Source organism: Methanosphaerula palustris E1-9c, from assembly GCF_000021965.1.
GTDB lineage: Archaea > Halobacteriota > Methanomicrobia > Methanomicrobiales > Methanospirillaceae > Methanosphaerula > Methanosphaerula palustris.
Window position 1 is genome coordinate 589,507 of record NC_011832.1, and the last position, 15,611, is coordinate 605,117.

The following is a 15,611-nucleotide window of genomic DNA, read 5'->3' on the forward strand; positions in this document are numbered from 1 at the left end:
ATATTGTGTTCTGGTTTCACTTAACAGTTTTGTAGGATAACTGCTCAGTCCCCTGCTGGTTCCTCTGTTCTGATGATCCACGTCCGGAACGCATCGAGCGCCCTCGCGCGGTGGGAGATCATACTCTTCTCATTGAGAGGGATCTCTGCGAGTGTCCGCCCCTCATAGAGGAAGATCGGGTCATACCCAAACCCATCTCTCCCTCTGGGCGAAACGACAGTCCCTTCGATAATCCCGGGGAAGGACTTGACTCCCTCTGCCGAGGCATAGGCGATCACCGTCTCGAAGTGGGCCCTGCGGTCGGTCACACCGGCCATCAACTTCAGGATCCCCCGGTTTCCGATCGTCTCGAAGACATACGCGGCGTTTGGGCCGGGAAACCCGTTCAGCGCATCGATGAAGAATCCTGTATCATCGACGATCAGGGGGCGTTGGAGTGTTCGGTACGCATACCTGGCCTTCTCCTCTGCGATCTCCCTGACCTTTGGGAACCGGTATTCCGGGATCTCCAGGCTCACATGTTCGACCTCTGCGATCCCGGAGAAGAAGGCGGCGACCTCCCCTGCTTTGTGTACATTGCTGGTGACGACGATCAGTTTCACAGATATCTCCCCCGATGTATGATCTCCTCCTCCCGTTCGATTACCTCGGCGGCTCCGTCAAAGGTGGCGGTGTATCCTTTAATGAATGCTGCTCTCAGGGGTGCTGCTTCGCTGGTGGTACTCTGGAGGGTCTGGAAGAGCACATGGAGGTCGACACCTCTGTTTTCGATCTCGTGGGTTGCATGGGCTAGTCCGAAATCGATCAGCACGCATTCCTGATCCCTGATGATCAGGTTGGAGGTGGTCAGGTCGCCATGGACGATTCCGGCGGTGTGAAGCCGGCCTATAGCTTCTCCTGTCAGGGTCAGGTTCTCCCTGGTCAGGACCTCCTTCAACTGCTGGCCTCTGATCTCTTCCATTACGATTGTATCCCGGGTGATGTCTCGGATCACCGGCGTCGAGACCCCCCCTGACCTGGCCTGCACGATCAGTTTCGCCTCGGCACGGGTCCGTTCGGTGAGCAGCCGGTGATCGAGTCCGGGCATCCGGTAGCGCTTGCTGGACCTGCACTTGGTGGCTTCATGTCCGTTCAGGGTCACCACGGCCTCGGCCCCCTGGTTTGTGGGACCTGTTGTGCGGCTCTCTCTCTCTCCGCTGCGCCAGGTGACCGTCACCTCATCCGACCGGAAGTTCGGGTTGACGGTGGAGTCGGAGAGCGGCAGGGGGTCTCCGTGGGAGAGCATCAGCCGGCCGGTGTAGGCGATCATCGCCCCGTTATCTCCGAGGAAGGTGTTCTCCGGAACATAAAACGATGCCCCCCGGTCCTCGCACATCGTCCGAAGCATCTGCTGCAGCCGCCGGTTTGCTCCGACTCCGCCGACCAGCAGTACTTCGTCCTTCCCGGTCTGGGCCAGCGCCCGCTCGGTCACCTCGACGCACATGGCGAAGGCAGTCTCCTGCAGGCTGAAGCAGACGTCTTCAAGGGAGTCTCTACTCTCCTTTGCAGCGCTGACCAGCCCGGAGAAGGCGAGGTCCATCCCCTTCACGGTGTAGGGGAGATCGATGTAACTCCCTTTAACTGCGAATTTTTCGATCAGTGGGCCCCCGGGGTGGGGCAGGTTCTTACTCCTGGCGAACTTGTCGAGGGCATTCCCGATGCCGATGTCCAGAGTCTCCCCGAAGATCCGGTACCGGTTGTTCAGGTAGCCGATCACCTGTGTGTTCGCTCCGCTCGCATAGAGGACGATCGGGTCCTCGCAACCGGTGGTAAACCTCCCGATCTCCACATGTGCCACACAATGGTTAACTCCGATCAGGGGAAGGTTGCGGGCCACGGCGAGCGCCCTGGCTGCGGTGGCGACGGTGCGGAGGCATGGGCCAAGGCCCGGACCCTGGGAGAAAGCGATCCCCTGGAGATCGTCTGCTTCATCGAGCACCTTGCCGATCACGCTGGCTGCAACTGAAGCATGGTGCTGGGCAGCCTCGCGCGGATGGATCCCCCCGGTGGGAGGCCTGTATGGATCCGACTCTAATGCGCAGAGATGATCGTTGAAAAGTGCGGCACTGAGGTTCCAGGCTGTTCCCTCAATGCCCAGTACCTGCCCGGAAAAAGGCATTCTGGTCTATTTTCTAAATTCAGTATAGCCGCACTTGCCGCATGCGCTGCGGTCCTTGTGCTCTGCCATGATCACGCCAGCCCCACACCGGGGACAGTAGCGCTTGTTCAGTGTCACACCTGATCCTTCGACCTTGAAGTATGCACTTCGCTTGTCTGCCATGATCAGGCCTCCTCTTCTTCCTTCTTGGGTTCTCCTCTGTTCAAGAGATAGGACCGTTCTGTTCTCTGTCTCCCCTCTTCAGTATCATAGATGCGCATGAAACCGTCCAGCTGCATCCTTCCGTATCCGGTCCGAAGCGAGTCCAGGACCACAAGGTTTTCATTGATATTGTTGAGTGCACAGAGTTTGCCCCTGATCTCTTTGCGTGAAGGGGTTGCGCCGTCATAGGTGAGGATAAACCGGAGTTCTCTCCTGCCTAACAACTCATTCCGTGTATCACTGGTGATCTCAAATTCCATCGATATCCTCTAATTATTAGAAACGAGTTTATTTAAAACATAGGGCTCTTCTGATCAGACCTGTTCGAAGAGGGCCAGCATCTCGCGGGCCCGTTCTTTTGCCTGCTGATCGACGGTGCAGAGCACCGCTCCTTCTCCAGGCTGCCCATACAGGAGAAAGCCGCCATCTGGCACCGCCAGAATCACTGGGAGCACAGCAAGGTCTTCCTCACCTTCCACCACGATCAGGGCCGGCGGATTCGCCGCCGCATCCCCGATGGCAGCGATCAGTTCGTCGGTGATTGCTCCTGCCGGGTTCTTCACCAGGATCTGCCTGGCCTGATGGAGCAACGCCGGGGGGCATGGAAGGCGGCGGGTATATCCATCGATGATCGCGATCGCAGGGAGGATGCCTGCAGCAAGGATGTTTGCCGTGACCACGTCCCCTACCGTGTAGATCGCTCTTCCAGCGAGGTGAGGTAGGACCATGCTGAACTCAGGATAGAGCGTTCCGAACGGGTTCCGAAAGAGTGCCCGGTGCTCGTCCGGCAACCTGAGCATCAGCGAACCTTCAGCGCATATCGGCCGGGGAGGTTGATGTTGACCTTTTTGGCCACCTCTGAATTGATCGGATCGATCACAACCAGATATCCTGACCAGTCGGTGGAGAGATTCGAGGTGCTGCAGATCACACAGGTCTCGCCATCGACAACCCGGTGACATTCTCTGCAGACCTTGGGGAGCTGCTTCTTAGTGCTCACTGCCATGCTCTACTCCCCCTTTTTCCTTGTTCTCTTCCTTCTCGCGTTTCAGTTCCTCTTCAAGCCAGAGTTCAGTTCCCAGCCCAGCCTGCCGCATCGTGAGTCCGATCTTGCTATCTCGGGGTTCACGTTCGTTCAGACTCAGTGTCACGACACGCGCTCTGATCCGATCGCCGACGCCGATGAATCTTCCTGAATCCTTGCAAATCAGGCGGGCGTTCTTCTCATCATAGTTGATGAACTCGTCTGAAATCTGGCTCACATGGAGCATGGCATCGATCGGTCCGAGACTGACGAAGGCACCAAAGGTCGTGGTCTCGACGACCACTCCTTCGAGCACCTCCTGCAGAGAGAGGCGGAGTCCGAGCGCCTCGAACTTCACATCATAATAGACGGCCCCGTCGCCCGGAACCATCTCGCCCTCGCCGACCTCGATCACCTTCGTGACTGCAATGAAGATCCCGATCTCCTTGTCGATGGATCCCTCAAGCTGCTCCTGCAGCACATCGAGGATCACCTTGATCAGATCCTCACCCAGTCGGTGGGGGGGGACCCGCACCTTGTCTTCGAGCAACAGTTTGTAATACATGCTTCTTCTATCCCCTGATAAATTCCATAGTTCTCTGTTTTCTCATCCCAATAACAGGGATGCCCTCGATCAAGAGCAACCTGCGCATCCGTCGGTCGTTGGTGACTACAGGGCACTGGTGTTCGTACGCATACGCAATGATCCGATCATCCACCTGAGGGGCTGTGCAGGTGCTGGTGACGATTGTACACTGTTCTGCCATCGCCAGCCCGTATCGAGCAGCAGCCCCGTTCTTTCCCCTGCAGAGGGAGAGTCCGCGCAGTTCAGTGACGACATCCTCCAGCACCAGCGGCTCGTGCGCCCCGATCAGCCGTGTCAACTCACCGAAGAGATCGACCCGGAACTGGGCCGGCATCATCAGTGCATTGGCATCGATCAGAACCTTCACTCGAGCAGAATCCCCATCCCGATCAGTCGCCATCGTGCACCGACCTGGCGGCTGATAGCGATCCGCTCTCCGGCTGCGACACAGACCGGCCTCTTCAGGGTCACCTCGATCGCCTCCTTCTTGGTGGTGGAGACGACCCCGACCGTCACTGCAGTTCCCACCGAGAGCATCAGCGGTTCATTGAACTTCAGCGGTTCGATCTTCAACTCGCTGGTGGCGCCGACCACGCGCTCCATCAGCATCACCTTGAACTTCAGTTTGTCCCGGATGGGGGGAAGTGACCCGGCGAGACCTGCCACCTGGCCGGCGAGGGTATCGCTCTTGGTCAGGGCTGGGTCAAGTTTTGTTGCGATCCCGAGCAGTCCGCCAGGGGTCGCTTCAATGACCTTCTTCGAACCGGTATTGATCGAGACGATCTTGGTTTCGATGGGTTCCCAGCGGACTCTGTTCTCGACCTGGACCTGGCGCCCCGGCCGGATCTCGATGTCATCGCCCTCTTTGAGAACGCCTGCGATCAGAGATCCACCAATAACCCCACCTTTCACATCCTTCCAGGAACCTCCGGGCTTATTGATATCGAACGAACGTGCGATCAGCATGAAGGGTGTAGCTGCAGGATCGCGTTCTGGGATGGGAATCGTCTGATCGAGCGCCTCGACAAGTGCTCCCATATTGATATTCTTCTGTGCAGAGATTGGGACGATTGGGGCTCCTTCGGCGATCGTGCCCTTGATAAAGTCCTTGATCTGCTGGTAATGCTGCAGCGCGTCCTTCTGCGTCACCACATCGATCTTGTTCTGGACGATGACGATCTTCTTGATCCCGACCAGTTCCAGCGCCATCAGGTGCTCCTTGGTCTGTGGCTGCGGGCAGTGTTCATTGGCGGAGATGACCAGCATGGCCCCATCCATCAGGGCTGACCCTGAGAGCATCGTGGCCATCAGTGTCTCGTGGCCAGGTGCGTCCACGAATGAGACTGCACGGAACGGGGTGGCAGGACCGCCACAGTTCGGGCAGGTTGGGGATGTGGTGTAGGCGTCGGAACCTTCGCAGGCGCTGCATTTATAGAATGTTGCATCTGCATAGCCAAGACGAATCGAGATCCCTCGTTTCATCTCTTCACTGTGCCGGTCGGTCCATGTACCGGTCAGCGCATTGACAAGGGTGGTCTTGCCATGGTCGACGTGTCCCACGACCCCTATGTTGACACTGGGTATTGTTTCATCAGGCAAAAACTTCGAACCTCCTTATTCTATGTATAATGCTGATACTTATACATGCACGGTGCATCTGGATCATACCCTCTCAACAGCCGGTGCAAGAACCTGCCAGGGATCTGGATCATTATGAGTAACACAAATGGCGTCCTTTTTTAAAAATTATTAATACGTTGAAACCCAACAAAATAACAGCGCAGACAGATGTCTGGTCAGGTAGTGCCATATGCCTATGGAAACAGAACTTTCACGGATCGGAATATCACTTCCGAAGAACTTGCTTGATAAGTTCGATGAGATCATCACGATCCGGGGATACTCCTCGCGGTCAGAAGGGATCCGCGATGCGATCAGGAATTATATCACCTATTACCGGTGGATGTCGGATGTGAAGGGTGACCGGCAGGGAGTGATCACGATGATCTATGATCATGATCAGCGGGGACTCCTCCCGACACTGACCGATATCCAGCACGATTTCATGGGGATCATCCAGGCCTCGCTCCACTCCCATGTCTCGCATAATCGGTGTCTTGAGGTGATCCTGGTCCATGGAGATGGAGCACAACTCAAAGATCTTGCAGAACGGTTGATGTCTCAGAAAGGGGTTGAATCGGTGAAATTGACCACGATCCCCATAGAAGATTGAAGAGAGATCGATGATCGGTATTCCTTCTTTTTTGTGATCCAAAAAAACTTGAAAATTCTGGCTGATCTTCGGAGATGACAGAGAGCCGTGTCCATCGCCTCCGGCTCATCACCAGATAGGTTCTATCCGCCACCCTCGCAGCTGTTGTCGGTATCAATCTGCGAGCCGTCTACCCGGGTCAGGGCAGCCCGCTCCTTATCGAGCAAGGTCCTGAAATCCTGCTTCTTCGCCTCGCCGGTCTGCGCCTTTACCTCTGCAGCGATCAGTTGATCGACCCGGTAGAAGAGATGAGAAGACTCAACCTCGGCATACAGGTTCCCCTTGATCGTGGCGAGCGAGATGACTGCACCGGTGGTACCCGTCCGTGGGTATCGCACCTGCATCCCAACAGCGATCTGATCCTGATCCATAGAGGAGCATTGCGACGAGAACATATAAAATTTGAGCATGCTGACTATTGATGATGAATCAACTCCTGCACCAGCGAAAAGAATTCTATGCCGGAACTCACCGGGCAGTCCCACCAGAGGAGACCGATCGGCGGGTGCAGCCGCTGATGGAGGGGATCGGGCTCGAATCGATCAGGGAGATCACCGATATCGACCGGCTCGGGATCCCCTGTGTGGCCGCAGAGCGAGCGAGCGCCCGGGATATTGTAATGCTGGTCCATGCCGGCCAGACCCTCCTGCAGGCGAAGGTGGCGCTGAAGATGGAGGCAATTGAGCGCTATTCTGCAGAGTACCGACATGAACCTCTGCAATTCGGCAGTCTCGAACAGATCGGTATCGCCAGGGCCGTCGACCCTGAGGAACTGATTCTTCCGCGGACCGTCGACATGTGCGAGCCGCTCCACTGGTCTGATGGCTGGGACCTGATCGGTCGGGAGGAGGTGGTCGTCCCCTCCAATGCTGTGATTCACCCCTACGACACCCGGGGGATGACGACCGCACTCTATCCGAGCGACCCCTGGGGGCTCGCAGCAGGAAATGTACCTGAAGAGGCGATCGTTGAAGGTATCTGCGAGGTGATCGAGCTGGACGCGCTGAGTGTTGCCGAGCGGACTCACTCGATGGGCCGGCGACTGCAGGTCGATGACGACCCTGCAGCGGCGGCGCTGATGGATAAGTTTGATGAGGCGGGGGTCGTTGTCACCCTCTGGTTGCTCGATGGAAGGACCGGGGTGCCGACGGTCGCGGCAGTGGCAGACGATCAGCAGACCCGGGATCCCACCCTGCTGGTGATGGGGGCAGCGACTCATCCTTCCCCCTCGATCGCGGCTCAGCGCGCCCTGATCGAGGCTGTACAGGGACGGGCGGTCAGACTTTACTATCGCGACAACGAACCTGAACGGGATGCGCTGATCCGGAGGGCAGGATACGACCGTATGAAGCGGATCAACCACGAATGGTTCGCTCCAGCTGGTTCGGTCTCCATCGCTGACGTTCCCGATCTCTCCACCGAGTATCTCGATGACGATGTCAGAGCGCTCTGCGGCGCGGTCGAGGGGCATGCCGAGCGGATCTGTGTCTGTGACCTGCAGAAGACCGACATCCCGGTGGTGCGCGTGGTGATCCCCGGGTTTGAGGTCACCCATCAGAACCCGGATCGGGTCCGGCGCTCCCGGTGATCGGTCAGATCAGTCGCTTCAACAACGATACAATCTCCCTTGTAGACCTGAGCGGGGCGGCGCTGACCTCTCCCTCTTCACGCACCCTGCTCTTTCCCTGCAGTGTTTTGAGCACCTCGGCGATCGCCAGGTGGTGGGACGGGCCATACCCCCCTTCCAGCACCAGGGCGAGCGGGGTCTCCACCGTCCCCGCGAGGATCCCGGCCATCGTCCCGAAGTCCTGGGGGCGAAGGAGCATCCCGCTTTTGGGATCGTCGCCGAGCGGATCCTGCCCTGCAGAGACGATCACCAGGTCCGGTCTGAACCGCTTGATCGCAGCACCAAATATCTCTTCCAGGACCAGTCGGTAATCGGTGATGGTCGCGCCGGGTTGGAGGGGGGCGTTCAGGGTGAATCCCTTGCCGGCTCCGGTGCCGATCTCATCGACCCAGCCTGTGCGGGGGAATGTGTTCTGCTGATGAATAGAACAGTAGAGGACCTGATCTGAACTGTAGAAGATCTTCTGGGTTCCGTTGCCATGATGCAGATCCCAGTCCACGATCGCGACTCGCATCCCTTCTCTCTGCAGATGGGTCGCAGCGATCGCTGCGTTGTTGAAGAGGCAGAATCCCATCCCCCTGTCGGGTTCTGCATGGTGTCCGGGTGGCCTGACCAGGGCGAAACAATGCTCCCCGTCCAGTGCCCTTTGAGCAGCATCGATGGCGGATCCTGCTGCGAATGAAGCGACGGTGAACGATTCTGCGGTCAGGTAGGTGGAGGGGTCGAGGTAATATACGCCGCCATCACAGCAGAGCGACCTGATCCTCCTGACATAATGGTAATCGTGAACCGTCAGGAGGTCGGCCTCTGTGGCCATCACCGGGTCGTGCGTCACCACACCCCGGGGAATCCCGGCCTCCACTTCGCGGAGCCGTGTGCTGCACTCGTCATGGAGGCAGAGGTCGTGAGCCGAGAAGACCTGTCCCTGGATCACCGAGCAGCGTGGGGACATGTTCTCTCCTCTCTCCTCACACGAAGGGTGACTATTTTTTTCTGGATCTGTATGGGTGCCATATGTCTTGATCCTCAGATCGGAATTCACTAATAGGCCTGCAAGCCGATCAATATGAGGATCTCGATCCAGGAACAAATAATACTGTGGTGCTATCTGACGTGCGAATCTGTATGATCTCGTTTCCAGTCATTAAGGCTTTTTCAACCCCTCTCCGGAACCTTGAGCGGACGCTCCGTTTGGCAGGGTTCACCGTGACCGGGATCGTCGGCTACGAGGAGATGCCCGAGCTTGGAGACAGTGCTAATAATCTACGTTACCTGATCCAGTATAATCGATGGACCAGATCTCAGGTTCTTCACCAGGTCTCCTTTCTCATGCTCCAGTTCCGTATCGGACTCCGGATGCTCCTGCTCTCACGAGAGACCGATCGCTTCTTCTTCTTCATGCAGACAGGGCCGATCATTCCGCTCATCGTCGCCAGGCTTCTTGGAAAGAAGACTGTCTGGATGCTCCCTTCCTCAATGGAGCGGATGACGCAGTACCAACAGTATGCACTCTCCGGTCTGATCCTCCGGCTTCAGCACATCTGTTATTCTCTTACCAATGTACTCGTCCTCTACTCGGCTGACCTGATCGATGAATGGGGGCTTCGTGCCTATCAGGGGAAGATCAGGATCGCCCATGAGCACATCGTCGACACCACCCGTTTCAGCGTTGAGGTTCCGTTCTCCCTTCGTGGGCCGGTCATCGGGTTCGTGGGCCGGTTCAGTGAGGAGAAGGGGATCCTCTCCCTGCTCGAGGCTATTGGGGAGGTACACCTGAAACGGGACGATCTTAGATTCCTGTTGATCGGAGACGGGCCATGCATCGGGGCGGTCAGAGCGTATATCGGGGAACACCATCTTGAGAACACTGTCTCCCTCCCGGGCTGGGTCGATTCCGTCGACCTTCCGCAATACTTGAACCAGATGGCCCTGCTGGTCCTCCCTTCAGCGACCGAGGGCCTTCCGAATGTGATGTTAGAGGCGATGGCCTGTGGCACTCCGGTACTCGCCTCAAGCGTCGGTGCGATACCTGCGGTGATCAACGATGGGCTGAATGGTTATCTGCTGAAGGAGATCTCTGCAACTGGTATCATAGCGGGTTTGCTCTCAGCACTATCGGATCCAGCTCGTGGAGAGATTGCTGTGGCGGCACGCACAAGTATTGAAGAGTCTTTCTCAATCGAGCGGACTGCTGCAGGGATGAAGGATCTCCTTTCTACGATCGACTGAACCTGAATCAGAGGGCCACCTCATCTCTCCAGTTCGGCTGTGCAGACCTGCAGGATTCGTTCCCCTGCCTTCCCATCTCCGAACGGGTTGACCCAGTCCCGGGTACGCCCAAGCATCATGGCGGCTGCCTGCTCGATCCTCGCCGGGTCGGTGCCGGCCAGCAGGTTGGCACCGACAGTGATCGTCTCTGGCCGCTCGGTGTTCTCCCGCAGGGTTACGCAGGGGACCTTTAAGATGCAGGTCTCCTCCTGTACGCCCCCTGAGTCCGTCAGCACCAGGGCGGCCTCGGCCTCGAGCTGCAGAAACTCTAAAAATCCCTGCGGCGGGACCAGTGTGACGCCCTTCGGATCGAGGTTGAACTGATCGATCATCTTCGCAGTCCTCGGATGGACCGGCACGATCACCGGAAGCCCGGTGTCGGCATGGACCCTGGCCAGCCCTTCCAGCACGCCGGCCAGGCGTACCTGGTTGTCCACGTTCTCTGCGCGGTGGAACGTTGCCAGCAGATAGTCCCTGCTCTCCAGTCCCATCGCCTGCAGGGTGGAGCACTTCTCCTCTGCGATCTCCCTGTTCTGGTACAACGCGTCCACGATCGTATTGCCGGTGACCGTGATCGTATCGTCAGCGATCCCTTCTGCAAGCAGGTTGCTCCGGGATGTCTCCGTCGGGGCGAAGAGGTGATCGGCGATATGGTCGGCGACCACCCGGTTGATCTCCTCGGGCATCGTCCGGTCGAAGGATCTGAGGCCGGCCTCGACATGGCCGACCCTGATCTGGAGTTTTTTGGCTGCCAGCGCCCCGGCGAGGACGGTGTTGGTATCCCCCTGCACCAGCACCTCGCTACAGTTCTTTTCCATCAGAACCCGCTCGACTCCTGCCATGATGGCCCCGGTCTGAACCGCATGGGTGCCCGAACCGACATCCAGGTTGAAGGTTGGCGCCGGCAGGTCCAGCTCGGCGAAGAAGACCTGATCCATCTCAAATGAGTAGTGCTGACCGGTGTGAATCACGCAATAGTCGATCGTTGCTGCTTCAGCAGCCCGGATCACAGGGGAGAATTTGATGATCTCAGGCCTGGTGCCTAGAACGAGAGTGATCATGATAGCTCCAGATACTGAAATTATTCGTCCTCTTCGCAGATATAACCCCGGTGTTCCCTATGGATCCTGCGAAACCATTTACCGACCACACCTCCATCACTGTATACAGATACCGGCAGATTGGTCACGGTGTTACCATCATATCCTCCGTGATCAGGAGTATTTATGAAGATCCTCGTCATTCCGACCACCGACTGGCTACGGCACCCTGTCCCGAACAGGCTCAACTTCATCTTTGATATCCTTGCAGAAGAGCATGCGATCTATGTGCTGAACTTTCACCTCAAACAGTTCGACGGTCTCCCCGCCCGGACCACCCGGTGCACACTGGTGGATGGGGACGCCTTCTCACCTGCCGGCCTCTCCTCCCATTATCTGCTCAACGGCCCGGCCCACCTGAAGAAGATTCGGGAGGTGGTGAAGCGGGAGAAGATCGACCTGATCCTCTCGAGCAACATCCTCCCCTCGCTGGTCGCGAACTTTGCCGGCGTCCCGGTGGTCTTTGACTATCTTGACCATCTAGAGGAGTCTGCTGCGATCTACTATCCGGACTCCTTCGTTGGCACGGTCGTCCGCACCGGTGTGGCTGTTCTCAGCCACTTCAACCTGAAGCGGGCGCGGGCTGTGATCACCGTCACCGAGGTCTTCAAACAGTACCTGCAGACCCTTGGGGTGAAGGACGTCACGGTGATCCCGAACGGTGTCGACACCACCCTGCTTCATCCGGTCCCCAAAGAGGTGGCCAAACAGAACCTCGGGTTTTCAGGTCCCGTGATTGGGTACCTCGGTTCGCTGGAATACTGGATCGATCTGGAGACTGTGGTGAAGGCACTGCCGTCGCTGCCGGACGTGACGCTGATGATCGTTGGCCCCGGTCTCTTCACCGATTATGGGGAGACGATCCAGCACCTCGCAGCAGATCTCGGGGTCACCGAGCGGGTCCAGTTCATGGGATCCGTTCCGTATGCCGAACTGAGCGGCTACCTCTCTGCGATGGACATCGGCCTCAACCCCCGAAAGCCGATGAAGATGAACGAGTATACCGTCGGCGGTAAGGTCTTCAACTACCTCTCCTGTGGGATACCGGTCCTCTCCAGCAGGACCGAGGCGCTCGAGCAGTTGTTGCCGACCGAGATCACCTACTACGATGATCAGCAGGGTTTCATCACGGCGGTGCAGTCCCTGCTCAAAGACCCCGGAGATGCAGAGCAGCATCGTGCCGTTGCAGAGCGGTTCGACTGGCATACCCTTGCAGCCACCTACGCTGACGTGCTCAAGCGGGTCGCAGAGAAGAAAAAGTAAAAAAAGCGAGGGTCGGGCGTTCAGGCCCTGTTGGTCCAGAGCCCGTGCACGCTGCAGTACTCACGTGCCTTGACGTTGATATCAGGGATGCAGAACTCTGCCTCTGGTTTATCCCCGGCATTGAGTCTCTTGATGTAGAGTTTGTTCTGGTATCGGACCTCGATCCATTCGATGTGATGCTCAGGGAGCATCGGGTGCGCTACGGCCCCGACCTTTACCAGGATTCCGTTCGCCGTCTTCTCAATTACAGGCACGTGCTTTTCGTTGCCCTGGTCTGTCATCTTCTCCGGTTCGAGAAGCATCGGCTGGCCGCAGCAGACCAGATCACCTTCACCACCCCGAACAACCTTTACGATGTTGCCGCACTTCTCACATCGATAGACCTGAAGCATCTCAGTCATTTTTATCACACTCCTTACAGGACTCCTATACTCTCCTTATGCTTCTTAAAAATTTCGTCGGCGAGCCTGGTCAGATCCTTCTGGGTCTCCTCGGTCGGATACCCTTTCACGGTCACCGGCTCGAGCACCTCGACCTTCAGATGGTTCAGCATCCCGACCAGGGTGTCGACGGTCTTCCCACCCCACCCATACGAGGTGATCACCGAGACGAACCGGGTCTTGGGCTTGAGGATGTTGGCCAGATAGGCTGCGTATACCACCTTGGGATGCGGGCCGAAGAGGACCGTCGGGGTCGCGATCACGATCGTGGCCGCGTCGACGAGTGCCATCGCCAGGTCTCCGGTATCGGTCAGGGAGAGCTGGAACTGTTTTACTCCTACACCCCGCTCGGTCAGAGCCCTGACCAGAAAGTCGACCATCGCCTTGGTCGATCCGTGCATCGAGATGTACGGGATCACGACGGTGTTCTTCACCTCGTCCGAGGTCCAGTCCGCATAGGCCTCCAGCACCGTCTCCGGTCGGTCATGGATGGGACCGTGGCTCGGGCAGATGATCGCGATCGGATAAGCCTTCAATCGTTCCAGGTAGCCTTTGATGCTGTTGCGGAACGGCATCATGATCTCTGCATAATACCGCTTTGCGTGCGTGTACCACTCTCGGGCGTCACTCATGAACAGATCGCTGGTTGCCATGTGGGCCCCGAAGAGGTCGCATGAGAAGAGAATTTTGTCCTCCCGCAGGTACGTCAGCATCGTGTCGGGCCAGTGGACCCAGGGGGTGATCAGAAACTCAAGGGTCTTATCGCCGAGGGAGAGAGTCTCACCGTCCTTGATGACGATGATCTTCTCGTCTTCGATCCCGAGGAAACTTTTGAGCAGGTCCTTGCAGGTCGCATTGGTCACCACCTTCGCATCAGAATAGAGTTCAAGGACCAGGGGGAGCAGTCCGGAATGGTCCTGCTCGGCATGATTGACCACCACATAGTCGATATGCCCAACCCCACCCTTCATCAGGTTGGTGATGAACGGCAGTTCCATCTCCGGGTCGGATGCATCAATCAGAGCGACCTTTTCACTCCCCTGGACCAGGTACGCATTGTAACTGGTGCCATGTGGGAGGGGGACCAGTTCGTCGAAGAGCCGGCGATCCCAGTCGACGGTCCCGACAGCGTGGACACCAGGTACGATCTCATTCGCAGTCATGATCGTATCAGGCCTTCCGGAACATTGCCTTGCCTGCACCGCAGACCGGGCATGTCCAGTCCTCGGGGAGATCTTCAAAGGCAATGCCCGGGGTGATGTTCTGCTTCTCTTCTCCGACTGCTGGGTCATAGGTATGGCCACAGATTGTGCAAATGTACATTTCCATCGTAACTCTCCCTCTGGATATATCTCCTTCTGGATATCATCTATCAGAAGGCCGGATGATTGGATCCTCTCCGGCCTGTCTTTTCGTGGTCGACACGGAATTAAATGTTTCCTGATGGTTCCCTGCTGGATCCATAACAGGTTCCCACTTGATACTCTGAAACGGAAAAGTGTAATGTGAATGACAATGATAAGCGTTTCTATCCCGGTCAGATTGTCGGTTCTCCCGATCCTGTGACGTCGCTGCCTGAAATGACTGGGGTTCGTTTCGATCCGTGGCCTCCTGGATCTGATATGCCCTGGTAAAGAACGCGAAGAAACGGTTCTGGATACTGGCAGTCCTGATCGAAAAACTCTCCAGCAGTGCGATCATAAATTCTATCCGGGAGGTGAACTGCCCCGGGATCCGGGCGTTGAATGCCTCCTTGGTCAGGTCGTCTGTGGAGTGAACGGGGTCAGACCGAAGGTCTGTTGCTGATCGCCGTCGATACCTGCCAGGTACCATCCTTCGATCTCTTTGATCACGATGATCACCTTCCGTGGATTCAGGTTCGGGTGCACCGGGGTCCCCGGGTCCTTGAAGACCCTCAGTGGGTGGTTGGTGAAGTAGAGGGTCGCGATCAGCACCAGCAGGGTGATCGTGCCATCGGAGAGGGACGAGGCGGGGATCTCCACCACCTGCAGAGCCTGATCCGGTGACTGGCTGACGGTCACTGCTTCGATGAAGGGTAGCAGGTCCTGCACCAGGGTCATAAAACGTTTCTCTGTCGCCGGCATGGCCAGGATCATGTCCAGCATTGCAGCCATGCTTGCTCCGCCCTCGTCAAGGTCGGTGGTCAGGCCATCTATGGCCCTCAGTTTCAGCGGCGGGTGTCAAGGTGGTAGATGGCGAAATCTGAAAAGAATGTCGTAATGTCGGACATCGGATACACGTTGCTCTTGAGGAGGAGAGAGCCGGCGTCCAGATGCTGGCTTCTATTCTCTGGATAATCACCTCTTCATTGATCATCCCGGCATCGGTCGGCAGGTCGAAGGTGTACTCGACCCGATCCTTCTGGTGGAGGATCGTTCCTGTCTCACGGGCATCTGGATCACTTCCTCCAAGCATCGGGATCTCGAGGATCATGCGGTCATCAGCGATGATGTATTCGTCCCCTGAACAGAGCAGGGAGAAGGAATAGGTGCCGGCCGGGTTTCCTCCTGTGGGTGGAATGGGATGTAGGTGCTGGTCGGGGGGAGGGCGAACCCGACCGCGATGTCCCGCAGCAGCCGGATCACCTGGATCCAGTTGGATTTGTTGGTAGCACTCTGTCCGATCACCACCGAGATCTGATGAAGGTCAAT

22 protein-coding genes are annotated in these 15,611 nt (G+C 57.2%); 4 read left to right on the forward strand and 18 right to left on the reverse strand.

All coding sequences use genetic code 11. The features are described from left to right. Positions 1–44 precede the first annotated feature (44 nt). From rdgB to MPAL_RS03050, 9 genes are read right to left on the reverse strand one after another with little or no spacing between them, the layout of a single operon-like run. Complete coding sequence (gene rdgB / locus MPAL_RS03015) at positions 45–602, reverse strand: RdgB/HAM1 family non-canonical purine NTP pyrophosphatase (protein WP_012617287.1); 558 nt, start codon at positions 600–602, stop codon at positions 45–47. Continuing rightward, positions 599–2,158 carry a bifunctional N(6)-L-threonylcarbamoyladenine synthase/serine/threonine protein kinase gene (locus MPAL_RS03020; protein WP_012617288.1) on the reverse strand — a complete coding sequence of 520 codons (1,560 nt, stop codon included), beginning with the start codon at positions 2,156–2,158 and terminating at the stop codon, positions 599–601. Before MPAL_RS03020 ends, rdgB begins: the two co-directional genes overlap by 4 nt. 6 nt (positions 2,159–2,164) lie before the next feature. Next, positions 2,165–2,320 carry a 30S ribosomal protein S27ae gene (locus tag MPAL_RS14965; RefSeq protein WP_012617289.1) on the reverse strand — a complete coding sequence of 52 codons (156 nt, stop codon included), beginning with the start codon at positions 2,318–2,320 and terminating at the stop codon, positions 2,165–2,167. A gap of 2 nt (positions 2,321–2,322) precedes the next feature. Further along, positions 2,323–2,619: a 30S ribosomal protein S24e gene (locus tag MPAL_RS03025; protein ID WP_012617290.1), complete on the reverse strand. Its 297-nt coding sequence runs from the start codon at positions 2,617–2,619 to the stop codon at positions 2,323–2,325. A gap of 54 nt (positions 2,620–2,673) precedes the next feature. Further along, entirely contained in the window at positions 2,674–3,159 is a 486-nt protein-coding gene (locus MPAL_RS03030; RefSeq protein ID WP_012617291.1) for a GTP-dependent dephospho-CoA kinase family protein, read from the reverse strand. Then, a complete protein-coding gene (spt4, locus tag MPAL_RS03035; RefSeq protein WP_012617292.1) occupies positions 3,159–3,365 on the reverse strand; it encodes a transcription elongation factor subunit Spt4 in 207 nt (68 codons plus the stop codon). Before spt4 ends, MPAL_RS03030 begins: the two co-directional genes overlap by 1 nt. Further along, the gene (locus tag MPAL_RS03040) at positions 3,349–3,948 is read right to left on the reverse strand and encodes a DNA-directed RNA polymerase (RefSeq protein ID WP_012617293.1); all 600 of its coding nucleotides are present in this window, start codon (positions 3,946–3,948) and stop codon (positions 3,349–3,351) included. Before MPAL_RS03040 ends, spt4 begins: the two co-directional genes overlap by 17 nt. Positions 3,949–3,955: 7 nt before the next feature. Beyond that, positions 3,956–4,336, reverse strand: coding sequence for a PIN domain-containing protein (locus MPAL_RS03045; RefSeq protein WP_012617294.1), 381 nt, complete (start codon positions 4,334–4,336; stop codon positions 3,956–3,958). Beyond that, on the reverse strand, positions 4,333–5,568 hold the full coding sequence (locus MPAL_RS03050; RefSeq protein WP_012617295.1) for a translation initiation factor IF-2 subunit gamma: 1,236 nt from the start codon (positions 5,566–5,568) through the stop codon (positions 4,333–4,335). The genes MPAL_RS03045 and MPAL_RS03050 overlap by 4 nt, the downstream gene beginning before the upstream one ends. A 211-nt stretch (positions 5,569–5,779) precedes the next feature. Here MPAL_RS03050 and nikR point away from each other — a divergent pair, with 211 nt between their 5' ends. After that, entirely contained in the window at positions 5,780–6,202 is a 423-nt protein-coding gene (gene nikR / locus MPAL_RS03055) for a nickel-responsive transcriptional regulator NikR (protein WP_012617296.1), read from the forward strand. Positions 6,203–6,324: 122 nt separating this feature from the next. Here the strand turns inward: nikR and MPAL_RS03060 are convergent, their stop codons facing one another. Continuing rightward, positions 6,325–6,612, reverse strand: a complete 288-nt coding sequence (locus MPAL_RS03060) for a DUF2098 domain-containing protein (RefSeq protein ID WP_012617297.1) — start codon at positions 6,610–6,612, stop codon at positions 6,325–6,327. A 50-nt stretch (positions 6,613–6,662) separates the two neighbouring features. Here MPAL_RS03060 and MPAL_RS03065 point away from each other — a divergent pair, with 50 nt between their 5' ends. Further along, the gene (locus tag MPAL_RS03065; protein ID WP_012617298.1) at positions 6,663–7,829 is read left to right on the forward strand and encodes a YcaO-like family protein; all 1,167 of its coding nucleotides are present in this window, start codon (positions 6,663–6,665) and stop codon (positions 7,827–7,829) included. A gap of 4 nt (positions 7,830–7,833) precedes the next feature. Here MPAL_RS03065 and MPAL_RS03070 read toward each other — a convergent pair whose 3' ends face one another. Continuing rightward, complete coding sequence (locus tag MPAL_RS03070; protein ID WP_012617299.1) at positions 7,834–8,820, reverse strand: histone deacetylase family protein; 987 nt, start codon at positions 8,818–8,820, stop codon at positions 7,834–7,836. 173 nt (positions 8,821–8,993) lie between these two features. On the opposite strand from MPAL_RS03070, the gene MPAL_RS03075 reads away from it, so the two are divergent. Further along, positions 8,994–10,097 (forward strand): glycosyltransferase family 4 protein, encoded by a 1,104-nt coding sequence (locus tag MPAL_RS03075; RefSeq protein ID WP_012617300.1) that lies wholly within the window; start codon positions 8,994–8,996, stop codon positions 10,095–10,097. A gap of 20 nt (positions 10,098–10,117) precedes the next feature. Here the strand turns inward: MPAL_RS03075 and wecB are convergent, their stop codons facing one another. Beyond that, positions 10,118–11,197 (reverse strand): non-hydrolyzing UDP-N-acetylglucosamine 2-epimerase, encoded by a 1,080-nt coding sequence (gene wecB, locus MPAL_RS03080; RefSeq protein WP_012617301.1) that lies wholly within the window; start codon positions 11,195–11,197, stop codon positions 10,118–10,120. Positions 11,198–11,362: 165 nt separating this feature from the next. On the opposite strand from wecB, the gene MPAL_RS03085 reads away from it, so the two are divergent. Further along, a complete protein-coding gene (locus MPAL_RS03085; protein ID WP_012617302.1) occupies positions 11,363–12,499 on the forward strand; it encodes a glycosyltransferase family protein in 1,137 nt (378 codons plus the stop codon). A 20-nt stretch (positions 12,500–12,519) separates the two neighbouring features. Here the strand turns inward: MPAL_RS03085 and MPAL_RS03090 are convergent, their stop codons facing one another. From MPAL_RS03090 to MPAL_RS03120, 6 genes are all read right to left on the reverse strand, one after another. Then, positions 12,520–12,900 carry a desulfoferrodoxin gene (locus MPAL_RS03090; RefSeq protein ID WP_012617303.1) on the reverse strand — a complete coding sequence of 127 codons (381 nt, stop codon included), beginning with the start codon at positions 12,898–12,900 and terminating at the stop codon, positions 12,520–12,522. Between the two features lie 14 nt (positions 12,901–12,914). Next, a complete protein-coding gene (locus MPAL_RS03095; RefSeq protein WP_012617304.1) occupies positions 12,915–14,102 on the reverse strand; it encodes an FprA family A-type flavoprotein in 1,188 nt (395 codons plus the stop codon). A 7-nt stretch (positions 14,103–14,109) separates the two neighbouring features. Then, a complete protein-coding gene (locus MPAL_RS03100; RefSeq protein ID WP_012617305.1) occupies positions 14,110–14,268 on the reverse strand; it encodes a rubredoxin in 159 nt (52 codons plus the stop codon). A 428-nt stretch (positions 14,269–14,696) separates the two neighbouring features. After that, positions 14,697–15,074: a hypothetical protein gene (locus tag MPAL_RS03110; protein ID WP_012617307.1), complete on the reverse strand. Its 378-nt coding sequence runs from the start codon at positions 15,072–15,074 to the stop codon at positions 14,697–14,699. Between the two features lie 16 nt (positions 15,075–15,090). Next, positions 15,091–15,393: a hypothetical protein gene (locus MPAL_RS03115; protein ID WP_048145114.1), complete on the reverse strand. Its 303-nt coding sequence runs from the start codon at positions 15,391–15,393 to the stop codon at positions 15,091–15,093. Further along, positions 15,390–15,590: a hypothetical protein gene (locus tag MPAL_RS03120; RefSeq protein ID WP_048145115.1), complete on the reverse strand. Its 201-nt coding sequence runs from the start codon at positions 15,588–15,590 to the stop codon at positions 15,390–15,392. Before MPAL_RS03120 ends, MPAL_RS03115 begins: the two co-directional genes overlap by 4 nt. Between the last annotated feature and the right edge of the window lie 21 nt (positions 15,591–15,611).

Excerpts from the sequence above, each read along its gene's own strand:
- MPAL_RS03040 (WP_012617293.1), bottom strand. The coding sequence starts at position 3,948 with ATGTATTACAAACTGTTGCTCGAAGACAAGGTGCGGGTCCCCCCCCAC.
- MPAL_RS03065 (WP_012617298.1), top strand. The coding sequence starts at position 6,663 with ATGATGAATCAACTCCTGCACCAGCGAAAAGAATTCTATGCCGGAACT.
- nikR (WP_012617296.1), top strand. The coding sequence starts at position 5,780 with ATGCCTATGGAAACAGAACTTTCACGGATCGGAATATCACTTCCGAAG.
- MPAL_RS03095 (WP_012617304.1), bottom strand. The coding sequence starts at position 14,102 with ATGACTGCGAATGAGATCGTACCTGGTGTCCACGCTGTCGGGACCGTC.
- wecB (WP_012617301.1), bottom strand. The coding sequence starts at position 11,197 with ATGATCACTCTCGTTCTAGGCACCAGGCCTGAGATCATCAAATTCTCC.
- MPAL_RS03115 (WP_048145114.1), bottom strand. The coding sequence starts at position 15,393 with ATGATCCTCGAGATCCCGATGCTTGGAGGAAGTGATCCAGATGCCCGT.
- MPAL_RS03030 (WP_012617291.1), bottom strand. The coding sequence starts at position 3,159 with ATGCTCAGGTTGCCGGACGAGCACCGGGCACTCTTTCGGAACCCGTTC.
- MPAL_RS03110 (WP_012617307.1), bottom strand. The coding sequence starts at position 15,074 with ATGGCTGCAATGCTGGACATGATCCTGGCCATGCCGGCGACAGAGAAA.
- MPAL_RS03085 (WP_012617302.1), top strand. The coding sequence starts at position 11,363 with ATGAAGATCCTCGTCATTCCGACCACCGACTGGCTACGGCACCCTGTC.
- MPAL_RS03100 (WP_012617305.1), bottom strand. The coding sequence starts at position 14,268 with ATGGAAATGTACATTTGCACAATCTGTGGCCATACCTATGACCCAGCA.
- MPAL_RS03075 (WP_012617300.1), top strand. The coding sequence starts at position 8,994 with ATGATCTCGTTTCCAGTCATTAAGGCTTTTTCAACCCCTCTCCGGAAC.
- MPAL_RS03070 (WP_012617299.1), bottom strand. The coding sequence starts at position 8,820 with ATGTCCCCACGCTGCTCGGTGATCCAGGGACAGGTCTTCTCGGCTCAC.
- MPAL_RS03060 (WP_012617297.1), bottom strand. The coding sequence starts at position 6,612 with ATGGATCAGGATCAGATCGCTGTTGGGATGCAGGTGCGATACCCACGG.
- spt4 (WP_012617292.1), bottom strand. The coding sequence starts at position 3,365 with ATGGCAGTGAGCACTAAGAAGCAGCTCCCCAAGGTCTGCAGAGAATGT.
- MPAL_RS03090 (WP_012617303.1), bottom strand. The coding sequence starts at position 12,900 with ATGACTGAGATGCTTCAGGTCTATCGATGTGAGAAGTGCGGCAACATC.
- MPAL_RS03020 (WP_012617288.1), bottom strand. The coding sequence starts at position 2,158 with ATGCCTTTTTCCGGGCAGGTACTGGGCATTGAGGGAACAGCCTGGAAC.
- MPAL_RS03025 (WP_012617290.1), bottom strand. The coding sequence starts at position 2,619 with ATGGAATTTGAGATCACCAGTGATACACGGAATGAGTTGTTAGGCAGG.
- MPAL_RS14965 (WP_012617289.1), bottom strand. The coding sequence starts at position 2,320 with ATGGCAGACAAGCGAAGTGCATACTTCAAGGTCGAAGGATCAGGTGTG.